Annotated in this window: 19 protein-coding genes; 5 read left to right on the top strand and 14 right to left on the bottom strand. The window is 72.1% G+C overall.

Annotation, left to right across the window (positions count from 1 at the left end):
* The first annotated feature begins 84 nt into the window (after positions 1 to 84).
* Together ACGF3J_RS00880 and ACGF3J_RS00875 are read left to right on the top strand one after the other, a co-directional pair.
* Positions 85 to 2067 carry a glycosyltransferase family 2 protein gene (locus ACGF3J_RS00880; protein ID WP_161331226.1) on the top strand — a complete coding sequence of 661 codons (1983 nt, stop codon included), beginning with the start codon at positions 85 to 87 and terminating at the stop codon, positions 2065 to 2067.
* Positions 2064 to 4001, top strand: a complete 1938-nt coding sequence (locus ACGF3J_RS00875) for a galactose oxidase-like domain-containing protein (protein WP_393853318.1) — start codon at positions 2064 to 2066, stop codon at positions 3999 to 4001. The genes ACGF3J_RS00880 and ACGF3J_RS00875 overlap by 4 nt, the downstream gene beginning before the upstream one ends.
* 100 nt (positions 4002 to 4101) lie before the next feature.
* Here the strand turns inward: ACGF3J_RS00875 and ACGF3J_RS00870 are convergent, their stop codons facing one another.
* The 13 genes from ACGF3J_RS00870 to ACGF3J_RS00810 form a co-directional block, all read right to left on the bottom strand.
* Positions 4102 to 5127, bottom strand: coding sequence for a glycoside hydrolase family 6 protein (locus tag ACGF3J_RS00870; protein ID WP_393853317.1), 1026 nt, complete (start codon positions 5125 to 5127; stop codon positions 4102 to 4104).
* An 88-nt stretch (positions 5128 to 5215) separates the two neighbouring features.
* Entirely contained in the window at positions 5216 to 5890 is a 675-nt protein-coding gene (locus tag ACGF3J_RS00865) for a class F sortase (RefSeq protein ID WP_161331229.1), read from the bottom strand.
* A 2-nt stretch (positions 5891 to 5892) separates the two neighbouring features.
* The gene (locus ACGF3J_RS00860; RefSeq protein WP_393853316.1) at positions 5893 to 6441 is read right to left on the bottom strand and encodes a hypothetical protein; all 549 of its coding nucleotides are present in this window, start codon (positions 6439 to 6441) and stop codon (positions 5893 to 5895) included.
* Positions 6442 to 6558: 117 nt separating this feature from the next.
* A complete protein-coding gene (locus ACGF3J_RS00855) occupies positions 6559 to 7338 on the bottom strand; it encodes an HAD-IIA family hydrolase (protein WP_125493642.1) in 780 nt (259 codons plus the stop codon).
* Between the two features lie 126 nt (positions 7339 to 7464).
* Entirely contained in the window at positions 7465 to 8517 is a 1053-nt protein-coding gene (locus ACGF3J_RS00850) for a 2-aminoethylphosphonate ABC transporter substrate-binding protein (protein ID WP_161332412.1), read from the bottom strand.
* A gap of 83 nt (positions 8518 to 8600) precedes the next feature.
* Positions 8601 to 9398 (bottom strand): ABC transporter permease subunit, encoded by a 798-nt coding sequence (locus tag ACGF3J_RS00845; protein ID WP_346346327.1) that lies wholly within the window; start codon positions 9396 to 9398, stop codon positions 8601 to 8603.
* Positions 9385 to 10290 carry a 2-aminoethylphosphonate ABC transporter permease subunit gene (locus ACGF3J_RS00840; protein WP_161332413.1) on the bottom strand — a complete coding sequence of 302 codons (906 nt, stop codon included), beginning with the start codon at positions 10288 to 10290 and terminating at the stop codon, positions 9385 to 9387. The genes ACGF3J_RS00845 and ACGF3J_RS00840 overlap by 14 nt, the downstream gene beginning before the upstream one ends.
* Positions 10283 to 11344 carry an ABC transporter ATP-binding protein gene (locus tag ACGF3J_RS00835; RefSeq protein WP_161332414.1) on the bottom strand — a complete coding sequence of 354 codons (1062 nt, stop codon included), beginning with the start codon at positions 11342 to 11344 and terminating at the stop codon, positions 10283 to 10285. Before ACGF3J_RS00835 ends, ACGF3J_RS00840 begins: the two co-directional genes overlap by 8 nt.
* Positions 11344 to 12045 (bottom strand): HAD family hydrolase, encoded by a 702-nt coding sequence (locus tag ACGF3J_RS00830; RefSeq protein WP_161332415.1) that lies wholly within the window; start codon positions 12043 to 12045, stop codon positions 11344 to 11346. The genes ACGF3J_RS00835 and ACGF3J_RS00830 overlap by 1 nt, the downstream gene beginning before the upstream one ends.
* 8 nt (positions 12046 to 12053) lie before the next feature.
* Entirely contained in the window at positions 12054 to 13178 is a 1125-nt protein-coding gene (locus ACGF3J_RS00825; RefSeq protein WP_161332416.1) for a TIGR03364 family FAD-dependent oxidoreductase, read from the bottom strand.
* A gap of 132 nt (positions 13179 to 13310) precedes the next feature.
* Entirely contained in the window at positions 13311 to 14066 is a 756-nt protein-coding gene (locus tag ACGF3J_RS00820) for a GntR family transcriptional regulator (protein ID WP_161332417.1), read from the bottom strand.
* A gap of 78 nt (positions 14067 to 14144) precedes the next feature.
* Entirely contained in the window at positions 14145 to 15008 is an 864-nt protein-coding gene (locus ACGF3J_RS00815; RefSeq protein ID WP_161332418.1) for a hypothetical protein, read from the bottom strand.
* 99 nt (positions 15009 to 15107) lie between these two features.
* Positions 15108 to 16265 carry an ROK family transcriptional regulator gene (locus ACGF3J_RS00810; protein WP_161329230.1) on the bottom strand — a complete coding sequence of 386 codons (1158 nt, stop codon included), beginning with the start codon at positions 16263 to 16265 and terminating at the stop codon, positions 15108 to 15110.
* 261 nt (positions 16266 to 16526) lie between these two features.
* Between ACGF3J_RS00810 and ACGF3J_RS00805 the strand changes: the two genes are divergently transcribed.
* The 3 genes from ACGF3J_RS00805 (at position 16527) to ACGF3J_RS00795 (ending at position 19117) form a co-directional block, all read left to right on the top strand.
* Complete coding sequence (locus tag ACGF3J_RS00805; RefSeq protein ID WP_161325788.1) at positions 16527 to 17618, top strand: Gfo/Idh/MocA family oxidoreductase; 1092 nt, start codon at positions 16527 to 16529, stop codon at positions 17616 to 17618.
* On the top strand, positions 17615 to 18100 hold the full coding sequence (locus tag ACGF3J_RS00800; protein ID WP_161325785.1) for a heme-degrading domain-containing protein: 486 nt from the start codon (positions 17615 to 17617) through the stop codon (positions 18098 to 18100). The genes ACGF3J_RS00805 and ACGF3J_RS00800 overlap by 4 nt, the downstream gene beginning before the upstream one ends.
* Positions 18101 to 18244: 144 nt before the next feature.
* A complete protein-coding gene (locus ACGF3J_RS00795; protein ID WP_161325784.1) occupies positions 18245 to 19117 on the top strand; it encodes an LLM class F420-dependent oxidoreductase in 873 nt (290 codons plus the stop codon).
* A 126-nt stretch (positions 19118 to 19243) separates the two neighbouring features.
* On the opposite strand, the gene ACGF3J_RS00790 is transcribed toward ACGF3J_RS00795, so the two are convergent.
* Positions 19244 to 20101: a fumarylacetoacetate hydrolase family protein gene (locus ACGF3J_RS00790; RefSeq protein WP_161325782.1), complete on the bottom strand. Its 858-nt coding sequence runs from the start codon at positions 20099 to 20101 to the stop codon at positions 19244 to 19246.
* Positions 20102 to 20243 lie beyond the last annotated feature (142 nt).

The raw sequence follows: 20243 nt of genomic DNA, 5'->3' as shown, positions 1-20243 counted from the left end.
ATATAAGGTGTGTGTCGGCCGAGGGGGGCCGTTGCAGGCAAGGACCAACGAAACACGCATGACCCGCGTGTGGGGGGACAACACATGACGTCGACGCCGACGGGCGACGGACAGGGCCACGACCCGTCACAGACCACCCAGCTCAGGGTGCCCGGGCACAGGACCTGGAACACCGGTTCATTCCGCCGGATACGCAAGACCCTGCCGAAGTACGACTACGAGCACTACAGCCGGCTGGCGGGCCCCCTCACCCAGCCCGATCCGACCAAGCCGTACAAGGTCCAGTACCGCTCGCTCATATCCCAGGAGCCGCACCGCGTCCGGGTCGCGCTGATGCTGGCCGCCGCCCCGCTGCTGTCGGTGGTGCTGCTGGTCTGGCTGCTCCAGCCCACGCACTGGACCGAGCGCGACTACCCCGCCTTCGACTGGCTGCCCACGCTCGACATCGTGATGCTCGTGGCGATCGGCCTGATCGAACTCTTCCGCTGCCTGAACGTCCTGTCGAACGCGCACGCCACCCTGGTCGCCCGCGACCCGGTCCCGGTGGTGCCCGAGACCGGCACCCGGGTCGCCTTCCTCACCTCCTTCGTGCCCGGCAAGGAGCCGCTGGAGATGGTGACGAAGACCCTGGAGGCGGCCGTGCGGATCCGCCACCGCGGTCTGATGCACGTCTGGCTCCTCGACGAGGGCGACGACCCGGAGGTGAAGGAGGTCTGCGCGCGCCTGGGCGTGCACCACTTCTCCCGCAAGGGCGTCTCCAAGTGGAACCGGAAGAAGGGCCCGCACCGCGCCAAGACCAAGCACGGCAACTACAACGCCTGGCTGGACGCGCACGGCAACGACTACGACTTCTTCGCCTCCGTCGACACCGACCACGTGCCGCTGCCCAACTACCTGGAGCGGATGCTCGGCTTCTTCCGCGACCCGGACGTCGGCTTCGTCATCGGCCCGCAGGTCTACGGCAACTACGACAACCCGATCACCAAGGCCGCCGAGTCGCAGCAGTTCCTCTTCCACGCGCTGATCCAGCGCGCGGGCAACCGGTACGGCTCCCCCATGTTCGTGGGCACCTCGAACGCGGTGCGCATCAGCGCGCTCAAGCAGATCGGCGGGCTGTACGACTCGATCACCGAGGACATGGCGACCGGCTTCGAGATCCACCGCCACAAGAACCCGGCCACGGGCCGCAAGTGGCGCTCGGTCTACACCCCGGACGTGCTCGCGGTGGGCGAGGGCCCGAACGCCTGGACGGACTTCTTCACCCAGCAGATGCGCTGGTCGCGAGGGACGTACGAGACGATCCTCAAGCAGTACTGGAAGGGCTGGTACTCGCTGCCGCCGAGCAAGCTCTTCAACTACACGATGATGATCATCTTCTACCCGATGTCGGCCCTGAACTGGATCCTGGCGGCGCTGAGCTGCTGCCTGTTCCTGGGCCTGGGCGCCTCCGGCGTCAACATCGACCCCGCGGTCTGGCTGATGCTCTACGGCAACGCCTCCGCGCTCCAGATCGGCCTCTACGTCTGGAACCGCCGGCACAACGTCTCGCCGCACGAGCCGGAGGGCTCCGGCGGTGTGGCCGGCATGATCATGTCCGCGCTGTCGGCGCCGCTGTACGCCAAGGCGCTCATCGACTCCGTGCTGCGCCGCAAGAGCAAGTTCGTGGTGACCCCGAAGGGCGACTCGGCCAGCCCGGACACCCTGTTCGGGACCTTCCGGTACCACTGGTACTTCATCGTGATCTTCGCCGCGTCGATCACCGCCGGCTTCGTCCTCGGGCACTCCCACCCCGCGATGATCATCTGGGCGACGTTCGCGCTGCTGATCACCGCGTCGCCGATGTTCGCCTGGCGCCACGAACTGCGGAAGGCGAAGAAGCGGCCGCCGGCCGTCGCCGCCGAGCCATCGCCGGGGGTCCCGGCGCAGCACATGGCGCCCGAGCAGGCGTACACGCCGTACGCCCCGCACGCGCCGCAGCAGAAGCCCAGCTGGGCAGCCTCCGCCGACGGGGGCGACGACCAGACCATGCAGATCGCCCTTGGTGGACTTGGGGGACGTAAGGAATGAAAGACCGTGCCGGCCGCCGCCGCGCCCGTCGCTTCGCGATAGGTACGGCGGTGGTAGTAGCGCTGGCCGGAATGAACGGACCGTGGCTCTACCGCTTCGGAACCGAGAAATACCACCAGTACAAGATCAATCAGCCGGAGTACAAGGCCGCCAACGGCAAGTGGGAGATCGTCGAGTTTCCCGAGAAGTACCGGCAGAACACCATCCACGCGGCGCTGCTGCGCACCGGCAAGGTGCTGCTCGTCGCCGGGTCGGGCAACAACCAGGACAACTTCGACGACAAGAAGTTCGACACCCGGATCTGGGACCCCGTCAAGGGCACCATCAAGAAGGTGCCGACGCCGGCCGACCTGTTCTGCACCGGCCACACCCAGCTCGCCAACGGCAACCTGCTGATCGCGGGCGGCACCAAGCGGTACGAGAAGCTCAAGGGCGACGTCACCAAGGCCGGCGGCCTGATGATCGTCCACAACGAGAACCCGGACCAGCCGATCACCCTGCCGGCGGGCACCAAGTTCACCGGCAAGGAGAACGGCAAGACCTTCGTCTCCAAGGACCCAGTCCTGGTGCCCCGCGCCAAGAAGGTCTTCGACCCGCAGACCGGCGCGTTCGTGCGCAACGACCCGGGCCTCGGCCGGATCTACGTCGAGGCGCAGCGCAGCGGCGCCAAGTACGAGACCGGTACGCAGGACAACTACCGCGTCCAGGGCCTGTCGGGCACGGACGCGCGCAACACCTACGGCATCGCGCAGAAGCTCGCCCTCGACAAGAAGGACTTCCAGGGGATCCGGGACGCCTTCGAGTTCGACCCGGTCGCCGAGAAGTACATCAAGGTCGACCCGATGCACGAGGCCCGCTGGTACCCGACGCTCACCACCCTGAGCGACGGCAAGATCCTCAGCGTCTCCGGCCTCGACGACATCGGCCAGCTGGTCCCGGGCAAGAACGAGATCTACGACCCGGAGACCAAGGAGTGGACCTACACCGACAAGGTCCGCCAGTTCCCGACGTACCCGGCGCTGTTCCTCATGCAGAACGGCAAGATCTTCTACTCGGGCGCGAACGCCGGCTACGGCCCCGACGACGTGGGCCGCGACCCCGGCATCTGGGACGTGGACACCAACAAGTTCACCAAGGTGCCCGGTCTCAGCGACGCCGACATGCTGGAGACCGCGAACACCGTGCTGCTGCCGCCGGCGCAGGACGAGAAGTACATGGTGATCGGGGGCGGCGGGGTCGGCGAGTCCAAGCTGTCCAGCGAGAAGACCCGGCTCATCGATCTCAAGGCGGACGACCCGAAGTTCGTGGACGGACCGGCCATGGAGAAGGGCACGCGCTACCCGCAGGCCTCGGTCCTGCCCGACGACAGCGTGCTGGTCTCCGGCGGTTCGGAGGACTACCGGGGCCGCGGCGACTCCAACATCCTGCAGGCCCGGATGTACCACCCGGGCACGAACGACTTCGAGCGGGTGGCCGATCCGCTGGTGGGCCGGAACTACCACTCCGGTTCGATCCTGCTGCCCGACGGGCGCCTGATGTTCTTCGGGTCGGACTCGCTCTACGCGGACAAGGCCAACACCAAGCCGGGCGAGTTCGAGCAGCGGGTCGAGATCTACACGCCGCCGTATCTCTACCGGGACTCGCGGCCGGATCTGTCCGGCGGGCCGCAGACCATCGCGCGGGGAGAGTCGGGGACGTTCACCTCGCGGGCGGCGTCGACGGTGAAGAAGGTGCGGTTGATCCGGCCGAGCGCCTCAACGCATGTCACTGACGTGGATCAGCGGTCGATCGCGTTGGACTTCACGGCGGACGGGGACAAGCTGACGGTGACGGTGCCGGAGAACAAGAACCTTGTTCAGTCGGGGTGGTACATGATGTTCGTGACCGATGGGGAGGGGACGCCTTCCAAGGCGCAGTGGGTGAGGGTGCCGTAGCGCTCCCGCGGGTTGTGTCCCCAGGGTGCGGGAGCGCGGTGGCTTGTCGCGCTCCCGCGGCGGAGCCGCACATGTCACAGCCCCGCGCCCCTCAGGGGCGCTATCCCTGTGCCAGTTTCAGGGCGTAGTCGGGGTACCACTCGCCCGCCTTCGGGCCGCCCTTGCATTCGCCGTCCGACTCCCCGGGGCGCTTGACCCAGACGTAGGCGTCGACCAGGGGGTCGGACGTCTTCGTCGTGGGGGTTTCGCCCAGGGCGCGGCCCGGGGGGTTGCACCAGCGTTCGTCCGGGTTGCCGCCGGTGTAGGGGCCGTTGCCGTTGCGGCTGGTGTCGATGACGAAGGGCTTGCCGCCGACCTTGGCGGAGAGCTGCTTGCCGTAGGCGACGGAGTCCTCGGTGGTGTAGAAGTTCGACACGTTGACCGAGAAGCCGTCCGCCTTGTCGATGCCGGCCCGCTTCAGCGGGTCGAAGATCTGGTCGGGGTGGCCCCAGCCGGCGTTGCCCGCGTCCAGGTACACCTTGGTGTTCTTCAGGGCGGTGAGCTTGCCGATGGCCTCGTTGAGGAGGGCGTAGCGCTCCTCGTGGAACTGCTCCGGGGTGCAGCCGTCCACCAGGTGGAGCACGGCGTCCGGTTCCAGGACGACCGTGGCGGAGCGGTCGCCGATGCCCTTGGCCACGCCGTCGACGAAGTCACGGTAGGCGTTGCCGTCGGCGGCGCCGCCGCCCGAGTACTGGCCGCAGTCGCGGTGGGGGATGTTGTAGAGGACGAGCAGCGCGGTACGCCCGGCCTCGTCGGCGGCCTCGGTGAAGCCGCGGGCCTGTTCCTCGGGGTTCTCCGGGCTGAGCCACTCGCCGGTCGGCTGCTGGGCGATCTTGCGGATCTGCTCGGCCTGGTCCTTCTTGCCGGCCTCGGCCAGCGAGGCGACCTGCTGCGCGGCGGTGCCGTCGGGGTTGACCCAGAACGGGTCGGCCTCCTTGGGCTGCTGCGTGATCCCGGCGCCCGCGTTGCCGCCCTTGTCCTCTCCGTCGCCGGAGGAGGAGCAGCCCGCGAGCAGCAGTGCCGCGCCGAGCATCGCCGCCGCCGTCCGCCTCGTGGACAACGTCGCGGCCCCCCTGCTGCCGTACATCCAACCCCCCTGGGTGCGTTGCGAGGCTCAATCCTGACATACGCCTCCGGCACTCGAGCGGTTCCGGGACCGGGCGCCGGTTGCTGTGCTAGGAGTCGGCTCCGGTGAGGTAGGCGGAGACGACGACGTTGGCCGTGTAGCTGTTGGTGGTGCGGTCGAAGGTGCCGCCGCAGGTGATCAGGCGGAGTTCGGCGCGGCCCGTGGTGCGGGGGCCGTAGGCCTGCTGGGCGTCGAAGCCGGTGCGGGTGAGGACCTGGACGTCGTCGACGGTGAACTCGGCGGTCCCGCCGTCGTCGCGGGTCACCCGGACCGTCTCGCCGGGCTCCAGGGCGCTCAGCTCGTAGAAGACGGCGGGCCGGGTCTCGGTGTCGACGTGGCCCACCATCAGCGCCGTCCCGGCCGCGCCCGGGGTGACGCCGGCCGCGTACCAGCCGACGGAGCCCGCCCGGTCGAACGGCGGGGGTTCGATGGCGCCCTGGGCGTCGAGGTCGCTGGGCAGGACCGGGGCGCTGATGTCGAGGCCGGGGACGTCGAGCTGCTGCGGCCGGGCGTCGTCGAGGGGTGCGTGGGCGGGCGGCAGCGGTACGTCGGGGGGCCGGCCGGCCGCCGCCATGTCGCCGGTGGCGGGCCGGGATATGCCCTCGCGCACGTCGGTGGCCTCGCGGCCCCACAGCCACAGCCCGAGGAGCAGTACGGTCCAGGCGATGCCGGTCACCAGGCGGCCGCCGGGGGCGGTGGTGCCTCGCGCGTCCTGTCGGGACATGGTCAGTCCGTCCCGCGGCTCCGGCTGCGGACGCCGCGCAGTGCGACGGCGACGGCGGCGATGCCCGCGAGGACCAGGCCGGTCACGGTGTGCGCGGTGCCGGGGGGCTCGGGGCGGGCCTCCTCGCCGCCGCCGTCGGCGGCCAGCCGGGCGCTGCCGCCGCCGCCCGCGGGGACGGGGGCGACGGGAGAGGCGGGTGCGGCCGGGCGCCGCCGCTCGACGTTGACGGTGCCCTCGCGGGCGTCGCCGCCGCACGTGACCCGCACGGCGTAGACGCCTGCCTCCATGCCGGAACGGACCGTGCCGGTGCCGACGAGGACGCCGTCGTCCGCGGCCACGGTCAGCCGTGCCTCGGAGACGAACGCCGCCGACACGGCGACCGCCGTCCTCTCGGTGCAGTCGGGCACGCGCAGCTCGACATCGCCGCCGGGCGCGGGCGAGGACGGAGACACCGAGACGCCCCCGCCGTCGGTCGCGTACACGGGCGAGACCGGTGCGAGCGCCGCCGCCAGGGCGGCCCCGGCACAGAGAGTGACCTTCAGTGAGCCCATCGTGTACCTCCAGTTGTCTGGAGACTCCCCCGCGGGACCCGCCCCCGCATCCTGCGCGGGGGGCGGGCTGCTCCGTTCGGGTCACACCGGGCGATCTCGGGTTTACCGAAGGCCGGGTCAGACCCGTTCGACGAGGTCCGCGATGGAGTCGACCACCTTGGAGGGGCGGTACGGGAAGTGCTCGACCTGCTCGGGCCGGGTCAGGCCGGTCAGAACCAGGAAGGTCTGCATGCCCGCCTCCATGCCGGCCAGCACGTCGGTGTCCATGCGGTCGCCGATCATCGCGCTGGTCTCGGAGTGGGCGCCGATCGCGTTGAGCCCGGTGCGCATCATCAGCGGGTTGGGCTTGCCGGCGAAGTAGGGCTGCTTGCCGGTCGCCTTGGTGATCAGCGCGGCGACCGCGCCGGTCGCCGGGAGCGGACCCTCGGTGGAGGGGCCGGTCTCGTCGGGGTTGGTGCAGATGAACCGGGCGCCGGCGTTGATCAGCCGGACCGCCTTGGTCATGGCCTCGAAGGAGTACGTACGCGTCTCACCGAGGACCACGTAGTCGGGGTCGTGGTCGGTGAGGATGTAGCCGATGTCGTGCAGGGCCGTGGTCAGACCGGCCTCGCCGATGACGTACGCCGACCCTCCGGGCCGCTGGTCGTCCAGGAACTGGGCGGTGGCCAGCGCCGACGTCCAGATCGACTCGATCGGCACCTCCAGGCCCATCCGGCGCAGCCGGGCGTGCAGGTCGCGCGGGGTGTAGATCGAGTTGTTGGTGAGGACCAGGAAGGGCTTGCCGGACTCCCGGAGCCTCTTGATAAAGGCATCGGCCCCGGGAATCGGCACGCCCTCGTGGATGAGGACGCCGTCCATGTCGGTGAGCCACGACTCGATGGGCTTGCGGTCTGCCATTGCGACGAACTCCTGGCGTGCGGTGGGGCATGGGCGGGGGCGCCGGAACCACGGCGTACCGACGCCCCACAGCCTAATCAGGAGCCGGTCGGAGCGACCCCGCCGATCACCCGGAACCAGTTGTCGTCAGCTGCCGGTGGCGGACTTCCACGCGTCGACATACGAGGTGAGGTTCTCCTCGATGTCGTTCCAGTCGGGTTCGAAGACCTCGACGCCGTCCATCAGCTTGGCCAGGGCGATCGCGTTGGCGTCGGTGGCCTTGACGTCCTGGCGGGCCGCGAAGCCGCCGCCGACCTCGCTGACCTGGCGCTGGGCCTTCCGGCCGAGCATGTAGTCGAGGAGCTTCCTGCCGTTCTCGTCGTGCGGGGCGTCGGAGACCAGGCCGGCCGCGTAGGGCAGGGCGAAGGTGGTGGGCCTGCCGCCTTCGCGGGCGGGGAACCAGATGCCGAGGTTCGGCATGGACTTGGACTGGGCGAAGTTCATCTGCACGTCGCCGTTGGCGGCCAGCAGCTCGCCCTTGTCGACCTTGGGGGCGAGCTTGCCGGTGGAGGCGGACGGGCCGACGTTGTTGGCCTGGAGCTTCTTGAGGTAGTCCATGGCCGGCTTCTCGCCGCCGAAGTCGTGCATGGCCTTGATGAGGACGGCGGTGCCGTCGCCGGCGACGCCGGGGGTGGAGTACTGGAGCTTGTTCTCGTACGTCGGGTCGAGCAGGTCCTCCCAGGTGGCGGGGGCCTGCTTGAGCTCCTTGGTGTTGTGGACGAACCCGAAGTAGTTGTTGACGACGGCGGTCCAGGTGCCGTTCGCCGCCTTGTCGGCGCCGCTGACCTGGTCGACGCCCTTGGGGGCGTACTTCTGGAGCAGGCCCTTGCCGTCGGCCTGCTGGATGAAGGGCGGGAGGGTGACGAGCACGTCGGCCTGCGGGTTGCGCTTCTCGCGGGTGGCGCGCTGGACCATCTCGCCGGAGCCGCCCTCGACGTACTCGACCTTGATGCCGGTCTCGTTCTCGAAGTCCTTGAAGACCTGGTCGTACCAGCCGTCGCCGTTCTCGCCCTTGAGGCCGTCGGCGCTGTAGACGGTGACGACGTTCTCGTCGGAGGCTGCTGAGTTGCCGCCGCAGGCGGTCAGGGGGAGGGCGAGGAGGCAGACGGCGGCGAGCGGCAGGAGGGGCTTCCCGGGCATGGCGAGGTGAACTCCTTGCGGGAGACGGGAGACGGGAGACGGGAGACGGGAGAAGAGGGAAGAGCGACGGCGAATTCGGTCGGCTAGCGGTAGGAGGCCCTGGTGCGGATGCGGGAGACGGCGAGCAGCACCAGCAGGGTGGCCGCCATCAGGACCACGGCGACGGCGGAGCCGGTGAAGAGGGCGCCGCGGTCGGTGGCCGCGTAGACGAGGACCGGCAGCGGGGTCCAGTCCGGCGGGTAGAGCATCATCGTGGCGCTCAGCTCGCCCATGGACAGGGCGAAGCAGAGGCCCGCGGCGGCGGTCAGGGACGGCAGCAGCAGCGGCAGCCGCACCCGCAGCAGGACGCGCGCGGGGGAGGCGCCGAGGGAGGCGGCGGCCTGCTCGTACGCCGGGTCGAGGCGGGTGATCGCCGCGGACACCGACTGGTGGGCGAAGGCGGTGACCAGCACGGTGTGGGCGACGATCACGATCCAGCGGGTGCCGTTGAGGAGGAAGGGCGGCTGGGAGAAGGCGACCAGGATCGCCAGGCCGACGACGACGGAGGGCACGGCGACCGGCAGGACGAAGAGGGCGTCCATGATCTTGCGGTGGCGCTTCTTCAGCGCGGCGGCGGCGAGCGCGGCCCAGGTGCCGGCGGCCAGCGCCAGCAGGCTCGCGACGAGCGCGGTGACCAGGCTGGTGGTGAGGGCCTGGAGGGCCTCGCCGCGGGTCGCCGCCTGGTAGTTGGCGGTCGTCGGGCCGGACGGCAGGATGCTGGACCAGTGGGTGGCGAAGGACGCGCCCAGGACCACGAGCAGGGGGAGCGCGAAGAGGGGCAGGAAGAGGACGAGGAAGAGCACCCACACGGCCCACCTCGCCTTGCGGCTATGCACCAGCACGGCGGCTCACCACCCGGTAGAGGCCGTACAGGCCCACGGAGATCAGGACGTTGACGACGGCGACCACGCAGGCGCCCGGGTAGTCGGACTCCAGCATGGCCTTGCTGTACACGAGCGTCGGCAGGGTGGTGACGCCCTTGGCGCCGGTGAAGAGCACGATGCCGAACTCGTTGAGGCACAGCACCAGGACGAGGCTGCCGCCGGCCGCGAGGGCGGGCAGCGCCTCCGGCAGGATGATCCGCCGGACGATGCGCGGGGCGCGGGCGCCGAGCGAACTGGCCGCCTCCAGCTGGGCGGTGTCCAGCTGGGAGAACGCGGCGAGCAGCGGGCGCACCACGAAGGGCGTGAAGTACGTGATCTCCGCGAGCAGCACGCCCCAGGGCGTGGTGAGGAACTGGAAGGGTCCCTCGGACGCCCCGGTGGCGTCGGTCCACAGCCCGTTGGCCATGCCGACCGTGCCGTAGATGAACAGCAGGGCCAGCGTGATCAGGAAGGACGGGAAGGACAGGAAGACGTCGATGAAGCGGGCGACCGCCTTCGCCCCGGGGAACGGCACGAACGCGATGACCAGCGCGAGCACGAACCCGAGCACCAGGCACCCGGCGGTGGCGGCCACCGCCAGCCACACGGTGGTCCACAACGCCTCCCGGAACGCGTACGAGGCGAACACGTCGGCGTACGGCTCCAGGGAGGTCCCGCCACTGTCGGGCTGGAAGGACTGCTGGACGACGAGGGTGAGCGGGTAGAGGAAGAAGAGCCCGAGCAAGATCACTGGAGGCAATGCCCACAACAGCGCCCCGGAGGGGCGCGGGGCTGTGCTCGATTTGCGGCCGCCGCCGCCGGGGAGCGACCAGCCACCCACGGCCCGCGGCTTACGAGCAACCTCAGCCATGGTCCACCCCAGCGGGCAGCAGCACTCCGTCGTCCGGCGCGAAATGCAACGTCACCTCGTCGCCGTGAGCGGGCGGATCCCTGAGCTCACGCAGGTCGGCCATCACCCGATGTCCACCCACGTCGACGAACAGCCGATGTGTAGCCCCCCGCCACTGCACCTCCCCCAGCGTCCCGGTGAGCCGGTTGGGCCCGTCCCCGAGCCCGACGAGATGCGGCCGCACGCACAGGACGGCCGACGCGCCCCGCACGGCACCCCCCGTGTCGACCTTGATGTCCGCGCCCGCGAAGGACACTCCCCCGGTTCCGACGGTCACCGGCAGCAGGTTCGCGCCGCCCACGAAGGACGCCGTGAACTCGTCGGCCGGCGCCCGGTACAGCTCCCTCGGCGTCCCGCACGCGCGCAGCCTCGCCCGGTCCATGACCGCGATCCGGTCGGCGAGGGTCAGGGCCTCGACCTGGTCGTGGGTGACGTAGAGGATCGACACGTCGGGCAGCTCGCGGTGCAGGCGGGCCAGTTCGGCGAGCATGCCGGAGCGGAGCTGGGCGTCGAGCGCGGAGAGGGGTTCGTCGAGGAGCAGGACGCCGGGCCGGATGGCGAGCGCGCGGGCGATGGCGACGCGCTGCTGCTGGCCGCCGGACAGTTCGCGGGGGTGGCGGCGCGCGTAGCCGCCCATGCCGGTCATGTCCAGCGCCTCGGCGACCCGTTCCCGGATCTCGCCCCGGGGGACCTTGCGGGCGCGGAGTCCGAAGGCGACGTTGTCCTCCACCCGCATGTGCGGGAAGAGCGCGTACTGCTGGACGACCATGCCGATGCCCCGCCGGTGCGGGGGCAGGTCGGTGACGTCGCGGTCGCCGAGGAGCACCCGCCCCGAGGCGGGCCGTACGAACCCGGCGACCGCCCGCAGCGCGGTGGTCTTACCGGATCCGGACGGCCCGAGCAGCGCCATCACCTCGCCTGGTTCGACGGTGAGGTCGAGGGCGTCGAGGACGACGTTGCCGTCGTAGGCGACGGTGACCGAGTCGAAGCGGATGCCGCTGCTCGTGGTGCTCATCAGCCGTCGACTCCCCGCAGGAGGGCGGGCAGGCCGGCGACCGAGTCGAGGACGTGTCCGGCGCCCGCCTCGCGGAAGGCGTCGTCGCCGTGGGCCCCGGTGCGCACCCCGGCGACCAGTCCCGCGCCGGCCCGTACGCCGCTGAGCACGTCGTACGAGGTGTCGCCGACGACGGCGACCTGGCGTACGGCGTCGGCGGCCTTCGTGCGCAGGAACGCCTCCAGCACCATGTCCGGGTACGGCCGTCCTCGTCCGCCCGCGTCGGCGGGGCACAGGGTGAGCGGCACCAGGTCGCGCCAGCCCAGCGCGTCGAGGATGGCGTCCTGGGTGACGCGGGCGAAGCCGGTGGTCAGGACGACGGTACGGCCGTCCGCGGTCAGCTCCTCGACGGCCTCGCGGGCGCCGGGGACGGGGGCGATCAGGCCTCCGTCGACCAGCTCGCCGTACGCCTTCTCGAAGGTGGTGTTGGCGTGCTGGGCGCGGTCCTCGTCGCCGAACAGGTGCCGGAAGACGGAGATCTTGGACTCGCCCATGGTGGCGCGGACGTAGTCGAGCTTCTCGGCGTGGTCCGGGGTGCCGGGCTCGACGCCCAGTTCGCGGGCGGCGGCGTCGAAGGCGCGCTCGACGAGGCCGCCGTCGGCGACGGTGGTGCCGGCCATGTCGAGGACGACGAGGCGGATGTCTGTGGTGGTCATGGTCATGGGTGCTGTCACCAACCCAGTTCGTTCGCGGTGGTTTCGGCTATCGCGGGTGAGCAGGTCATGCCGCGCCCGCCGGGCCCGGTGACCAGCCACACCCCGTCGCGCACGCGCTGCCGGTGCACGACGCGGCTCGTGTCGGTGCACTGCGCGTACACCCCGGCCCACCGGCGGCGGACCTTGGGCAGCGGCCGGCCGAGGAGGGACTCGACGACGCCGGTGAGGTGGTCGTAGGGGTCCTCGACGGTGTCGAAGGCGAAGGGGTGCTCGTACTCGTGGGTGTCGCCGATGGTCAGTCCGCCGTCGGCGCGCTGCACCATCAGCAGCTGCATCCGGTGTTCCGCGGCCGTGGCCGGCTGCGGCTGCCGCGCGTTCAGCTCGTCCAGGGCGGGCGAGCCGTAGGCGGGGTAGTAGCGGAAGCTGTCGGCGTCGGCGACCGAGGTGGTGAGCGCTTCGCCGAGGGGGTCGGTCTGCATCATCTGGAGGCGGACCCGCCGCACCGGCAGGTCCGGCCCGGCCAGCTCGCGGACCAGGCCGCCGAGCCACGCGCCGGTGCACAGGACGACGGCGTCACCGGTGTGGACGTCGCCGTGGTCGTCGCGGACGGCGTTCTCGCCGATGACGTCGCGGACCTCGCGGCCGGGCAGGAAGGTGTACTTCGGGGACCGGTTGAGTTCGGCGCGCAGGGCGAGCTGGGCGGTGCGGGGTTCGACGGCGGCGTCCCGCTCGCAGTACAGCGCGGCGTCGAAATCGCCGCGCAGGGCGGGGTTCAGGGCGCGCGCCTCACCGGCGGTGAGCAGCTTGTGGCCCCGGGCGGCTGCGTCCGGGCGGGCCACGGCCGCCTCGGCGACCGCGCGTTCCAGGTCGCCGCGGACCGGGGTGAGGGAGCCGTTCGGGCGGAAGCCCAGCGCCGGGATCCGGGCGCCGATCTCCGCCCACAGCTCCCGGGCCCGCAGCGCCGTCTCCAGCTCCTCGCCGCCCGCGCGGCCACTGACCCAGATCTGGCCGAAATTGCGCAGCGAGGCGCCGCGGGCCTCCGTCTCGCGCTCGATCTGTACGACCTCATGGCCGCGGTTCACTGCGTGCCAGGCGTGCATGGTGCCCACCACGCCGGCTCCGACGACTATCACTCTCACGACGGCCACGCTCCTTGCCAAGGGGGAACCGGAGGAATCCGGCTGACAACGAGAGCGTGAACTGGTCATCACGTTTGGGCTAGACCCGTTATCTTTTCGTTATGAATCGAGAGGCTGGCCGAGTAGTGGTTTTCAGCCGCGCAGGTGGGTGGTGAAGGAGAAGCGGTCGCCCCGGTAGAGCGTCCGGACCCGCTCCAGCGGGAGCCCCTCCGTGTCCCGGGAGACGCGGTGGATGAGCAGCATCGGCAGGGCCGGCGGAGTGCCGATGAGCAGCGCCTCGCGCGGGGTGGCGAGCACGGTCTCGATGCGTTCGTCGGCGTCGCCGAAGGCGATGCCCTGCCCGGCGAGGTGGGAGTAGAAGGACGAGTCCGGGTCGAAGGTGCTGTCCAGGTCGGGGAGCCGGGCCACGGAGAGGTAGGTGCTCTCCAGGCCGACCCGCTCGTCGTCGGCGAGCAGCACCCGCTCCAGGTGCCAGACGGGCTCCCCGCGCGTGAGGCCGGTCTCGGCGGCGAGCGCGTCGGGGCAGGGGAAGCGGTCGAGGGTGACCAGCGCGCGGCCGGGGGTGCGTCCCTGGCGGCGTACGCCCTCGGTGTAACTGGCCAGGGAGAGCGGCTGCGCCAGCTTGGGACCGGCGACCACGGTGCCGCGCCCCTGGCGGCGCAGCTTGCCCTCGAGGACCAGTTCGCGCAGCGCCTGCCGCACGGTCTCGCGGGCGACCTCGTACCGCTCGGAGAGGTCCCGCTCGGTCGGGATGGCACTGCCCTCCCCCAGCTCGCCGACCAGACGGTCGATCCGCGCCTTGACGGCGTAGTACTTCGGCACGCGGCCGTGCTCCGGGATCCCGGAGCGGACGGGGGCGCCGGGGGCCTGGTCGTTCGGATAGTCCACGCAGGGATGGTCGCAGACGGGGGTGGGCACTGGTGGGGCGGTGGGCCGGCGGGGTCGGTGGGATCGGTGGGGCGGGTGTCAGCGGCGGCGTCCGCGGGTCAGCAGTACGGCCGTGCCGCCGGCGGCGAAGAAGAGGAGGGTGACCGCCAGGGCCGTCTCGACCCGGCCGGGTCCGGTGCCGGCGAGTTCGTCGGCGGAGGGGGTGCCGGTGCTCCGGTCCTCCGGGGTGGCGCCGGCGTCGGGGGAGGCGTCGGGAGAGGTGCCGGGGGGCACGTCGGCGGGGGCGCCCGGCCCGACGCGGAAGCGGTAGTCGTTCGACTGGCCGATCCACTCGCCGTCGCCGTCCCGGCGCTGGACGACCGCCGCGTTGGCGGTGACCTCGCCGGGGGCGGTGTCCGAGGTCAGCGAGAGGCGCAGCTTCACGGTGAGGGTCTTGCCGGGGGCGACGGTGAAGCCGGCGAAGGGGTCGGTGGCCGCGCCGTCGCCCTCATTCACGTCGTTCACGTCCTCGTCCTCGGCGCCCTCCTCGCCCTCACCGAACGCGCCGATCAGTTCGTGCCGGTCGGTCTTCTCGAAGCGGACGGTACGGGGGTCGGCGCCGTCGTAGAACTCCAGTTGGGGCTGCGAGGGCTCCAGGGCGCCCTCCTTGTCGACGAGGACGACGACCGGATGGACGCCCGAGCAGGTGCGGGAGGTGGTGTTGGTGAGGTCCAGGTACCAGACGCCGAAGCCCCCGCCGGGTTCGTAGCGGTCGGGGCCGCCGTGGACGCGGGTGGTGAGCGGGAAGGTGTGGTCGTCCGGGGCGGTGCAGGCGGGCAGGGGTGCCGGGGACTCCGCGTGTGCGGGGACGGCGGGCACGAGAACGGCGGACACGGCGGCGCAGGCGGCGAGCAGGGCGGCTGCCGCCACCGGGCGGGGGGACGTGGGCGTGAACAGTCGCATAAACACATGAGCGTGTCGGAGGGTCCGGCCCCACGGCACCGCCGTTCGGGGCACGCCCCTCGAACGGCGGCGGCGATGCGCTCGTTCGGCGTACCCGGCTCAGCCGCCGTCCCCCCGCCCGAACAGCGGCGCGAGCAGCAGCTGGGCCGCGCCCTCCGCGACCCCGCGCACCCCGCCGGGCGCGATCCGCACCGGTACGGCACCCTCCTCGCCGCCCTCGCGCCGGGCCCGGGCGTCGAGCACGGCGCCCACTCCCCGGACGAAGGCGTCGGGTGCGGCGGCGACGGTACGGCCGCCCAGCAGGACCAGGTCGATGTCGAGCAGCCCGGCGAGGTTCGCGGCGCCCGCGCCCAGCACCCGCGCCGCTTCCGCGAGGTCGCCGCGGCCGACGGCGGCGAGGCACAGGGCCTCTATGCAGCCGCGGGCGCCGCAGGTGCAGGGCGGCCCGTCCAGCTGGATCACCTGGTGCCCGAACTCCCCGGCCCCGGTCCGCGCGCCCCGGTGCACCCCGCCGCCGATGACGAGGCCCGCACCGAGCCCCGTACCGAGATGCAGGTAGGCGAAGGACCCGCCGTCGCCGCCCACCGCGCCGCCCCTCGCACCGCCCGCACCGCCCGCCGTGAGGCCGAGCGCCGCCGCGTTGGTGTCCTTGTCCACGACGACCGGCACGCCCAGGCGCCGCTCCAGCGCGTCCCGCAGGGGGAAGCCGTCCCACTCCGGGAAGCCGGTGACCCGGTGCAGCACACCCCGGACGTGGTCGAGCGGACCGGGGAGGGCGACGCCGAGGCCGAGGAGGGTGGGCGCGGCGGCGAGGGTGCCGTCCGGCGGGCGCAGGGTGTCCGCGGTCAGCTCCCGCGCCGCCCCGGCCACCGCCTCCACCACGTCGGCCGCCCCCGCGCCGAGGTCCAACGGCGCACGCCGCTCCCCCACCACCGTTCCGTCGAGGTCGACCAGCACCGCCCGCAGCTCGTCCCGGTCCAGGTGCACGCCGACCGCGTGGCCCGCCTCCGGCACCAGGCGCAGCACCGTGCGCGGCTTGCCGCCCGTGGACGCCCGGCGGCCGGCGTCGGCGGCCAGGCCCCGGTCGCGCAGCCGGGCGGTGATCTTGCTGACCGCCTGCGGGGTGAGCCCGGTCCGCTCGGCGAGTTCGAGCCGGCTGATGCCTTCCTGGCCGGCCCCTCGCAGCAGGTCGAGGACGAGGGCGGTGTTGTGGCTGCGCAGGGCGAGCAGATTGGCCCCACCGGCCCCGCCCCGCATGCCGCCACCCCGCGCCGCCCGCCCGCCGGCGCCTCCACCGACGCCTGCGCCGACGCCTGCGTCGACCCTCCTGCCCTCACCCGCGCCGGGGTCCCCACCACCGCCCGAACCGACGTCCCCACCACCGCCCGGACCGGCGCCCGCGCCGATGTCGCCGCCCAGGCCCCCGCCCGCCGCCGTACCTCCGCCGTTCGCTCCGTTCACGCCCCCCATTGTCCCCGGCGCTTGCACTTTGGCAACACCGTTGCGAAAGTGGGGGGCATGACTGGTACTCCTCCCGCCCACGCCCCCGGCGGTCCGCTGCGGGTCGGCCTCGTCGGCTACGGCCTCGCGGGCTCCGTCTTCCACGCCCCGCTGATCGCCGCCACCGAGGGCCTGACCCTGGACACCGTCGTCACCTCGAACCCGGAGCGGCAGCGGCAGGCCCGCGCCGAGTTCCCGGACGTACGGACCGTGGCGACCCCGGACGAGCTGTTCGAACGGGCCGCCGAGCTGGACCTCGTCGTCATCGCGTCCCCGAACAAGACGCACGTGCCGCTCGCGACGACGGCCCTGAAGGCCGGTCTGCCGGTCGTGGTGGACAAGCCGGTCGCGGGCACGGCGGCCGAGGCGCGCGAGCTGGCGGCACTGGCCGAGGAGCGCGGCCTGCTGCTCTCCGTCTTCCAGAACCGCCGCTGGGACAACGACTTCCTGACCCTGCGCGAGCTGATCGCCGAGGACGCCCTGGGCGACGTGTGGCGCTTCGATTCGCGCTTCGAGCGCTGGCGACCGAAGCCCAAGGGCGGCTGGCGCGAGTCCGGCGACCCGGCGGAGATCGGGGGCCTGCTGTACGACCTCGGCAGCCATGTCGTCGACCAGGCGCTGGTCCTGTTCGGCCCGGTCACGCAGGTGTACGCCGAGTCCGTCGTCCGGCGCGCGGGCGCGGAGGCGGACGACGACACGTTCATCGCCCTCACCCACGCGAGCGGCGTCCGCTCCCACCTCTACGTCTCCTCCACCGCCGCCCAGCTCGGCCCCCGCTTCCGGGTGCTCGGTTCGAAGGCCGGCTACGTCAAGCACGGCCTGGACCCGCAGGAGGCGGCGCTGCGCGAGGGCGCCCGCCCCGGCCCCGGCTGGGGCGAGGAGGACGAGGCGCTGTGGGGCCGGCTGGGCTCCGGCGAGTCCCCGGTGACCGGCGGCGGGGAAACCGCGCCGACCGTCCCCGGCGACTACCCGGCCTATTACGCGGGCGTGGCGAAGGCCCTGCTGGAGGGCGGCCCGAACCCGGTGGACGCGCGGGAGGCGGCCGACGCCCTGGACGTACTGGAGGCGGCCCGCCGGTCCGCCCGCGACGGAGTGGTGGTGGCCCTGTGAGCGCCGGACGGAACGAGACGCCCGTACCGGACGTGGCGGAGCTGGAGGAGCAGGAACGCCGCCTGGTCTTCCGCCGGTTCACCCACGACGACGCGTGGACGCTGGGCTCCCTGCTGGTGGAACTGGCCCGCGAGCGGCAGGCGCCCGTCGCCATCGACATCCACCGCGCCGGGCAGCAGCTCTTCCACGCCGCGCTGCCCGGCTCCACCCCCGACAACGACGCGTGGATCGCGCGCAAGCGCCGGGTGGTGGAGCGGTACGGCTCGGCGTCGTACCTGGTCGGCTCACGCTTCCGGGCCAAGGGCACGACGTTCGAGGAGTCGTCGCGGCTCGACCCCGACCGGTACGCGGCGCACGGCGGCTCCTTCCCGGTCACGGTGGCCGGCGTCGGCGTGGTCGGCTCGGTCACGGTGTCGGGGCTGCCGCAGGTGGACGACCACCGGCTCGTCGTGGAGGCCCTGGAGCGCTTCCTCGGCGAGTAGCCGGGGGGGCCGGACGCCGCCCGCCCGGCCCCGTACGCCCGTACGCCCGTACGGCGGCACCCCGGGAATCAAGCCCTGTCCCCTCCGGTTGGCACGCGGTGTACGCATGACGACCACCACGCCCCACCGGAGGGATCGCGGCTGATGAGCGACACGAAGGCTTCTTTGCGGGAATCGGTCGGACGCTACGGCGTCTGGAGCGTGCAGCTGCGCGCCGACGGCCCGTCGGGGGCCGCCGAACGCGCCGAGGCGGCGGCCGAGTTGGAACAGCTCGGCTACGGCGCCCTGTGGCTGGGCGGCAACACCTCGGCCGCGCACGCCACCCCGCTGATCGAGGCGACCTCACGACTCGTCGTCGGCACCAGCATCCAGAGCATCTGGGAGCACGAGGTGGCCGAGACGGCGGCGAGCTTCGCCGAGCTGGAGGTGTCGCACCCGGGCCGCTTCGTGCTCGGCCTCGGGGTGAGCCACGGCCCGCGCGTGAAGGAGTACAGCCGCCCGTACTCGACGATGGTCGACTACCTCGACGGCCTGGACCGGGCCGGGATGCGATCCGGTCACCGGGTGCTGGCCGCGCTCGGCCCGAAAATGCTGGACCTCTCCCGGGACCGGGCCGCGGGCGCGATCCCGTACCTGGTCACCCCGGAGCACACCGCGCAGGCCCGCGAGCGGCTCGGCGAGGGGCCGCTGCTGGCCCCGGAGTTCAAGGTGGTCCTCGACTCCGACCCGGCCCGCGCCCGTACGACGGCCCGGACCTATCTCGCCCGGTACCTGGAGCTGCCGAACTACACGAAGAACTTCCTCAACCTGGGCTTCACCGACGACGACGTCGCCGGCGGCGGCAGCGACCGCCTGATCGACGCCGTCTTCGCCTGGGGCGACGAGGCCACGATCCGTGCCCGGATCGACGCCTTCCTCGACGCCGGCGCCGACCACGTGGCCCTCCAGGTGGTGGAGGACGACATGACGCGGACCCCCAGGGAGGGCTGGCGGCGGCTCGCCGCGCTGCTGGGCTGAGCGGTCATCGGTGCCCCGAGCTGACGCCGAGCGTCTCGCAGTGGAACGGCACACTGCACGAGCCGTCGTACCGGGTGCTCCAGTACGACGGCATCGCACCCTGAGCCTGCCCGAGCCCGCGAGGCGTCAGGCGTCCTTCAGTTCCTGCCGCTGCCGTCCCAGCCCGTCGATCTCCAGCTCGACGACGTCCCCGGCGCGCAGGTACGGCTTCGGCTCGGGCTGCCCCATCGCCACCCCCGCCGGCGTCCCGGTGTTGATGACATCACCGGGACGCAGCACCATGAACTGGCTGACGTACCGCACGACCTCGCCGACGGGGAAGATCTGGTCCGCCGTCGTCCCGTCCTGCCGCAGCTCGCCGTTGACCCAGAGCCGCAGCGGCAGCCGCTGCGGGTCGGGGACCTCGTCGGCGGTCACCAGCCAGGGGCCCAGGGGGTTGAACGTCTCGCAGTTCTTGCCCTTGTCCCAGGTGCCGCCGCGTTCGATCTGGAACTCCCGCTCCGACACGTCGTGCGCGACCGCGTACCCCGCGACGCACGCGAGCCCCTCCTCCGCCGAGTCCAGGTAGCGGGCGGTACGCCCGATCACGACCGCCAGCTCCACCTCCCAGTCGGTCTTGACGGAGCCGCGCGGCACGAGCACGGTGTCGTGCGGCCCGACCACCGTGTCCGCCGCCTTGAAGAAGACGACGGGCTCGGCGGGCGGTTCGGCCCCGGTCTCGCGGGCGTGGTCGTGGTAGTTCAGCCCGATGCACACGACCTTGCCGATGTGCGCCACGGGCGGCCCGACGCGCAGCCCGGCGCCGTCCAGCGCGGGCAGCTCACCGGCCTCGGCGGCGGACCGTACCCGGCCGAGCGCGGCCGAGTCGGCGAGCAGCGTTCCGTCGATGTCCGTCACCACGCCCGACAGGTCACGCAGGATCCCGTCGGCGTCGAGCAGCGCGGGTCGCTCCGACCCCGCCGTACCGACTCGCAACAGCTTCATGATCCCCAACTCCTCGGTCTCGGGCAGCCCGCCCGATGAGGTGCGGCCCGGGTGCGGCAGGACGCGACGCCATCGGAGGGTTGGTCGATCCTCCAAGGTCAGGGTCCACTCCGCAATACCCCGTTCACGTACTGGACCGTAG

The organism is Streptomyces sp. NPDC048171 (assembly GCF_043202655.1).
Taxonomy (GTDB): domain Bacteria; phylum Actinomycetota; class Actinomycetes; order Streptomycetales; family Streptomycetaceae; genus Streptomyces.
This window is presented reverse-complemented; position numbering and strand designations above follow the sequence as displayed.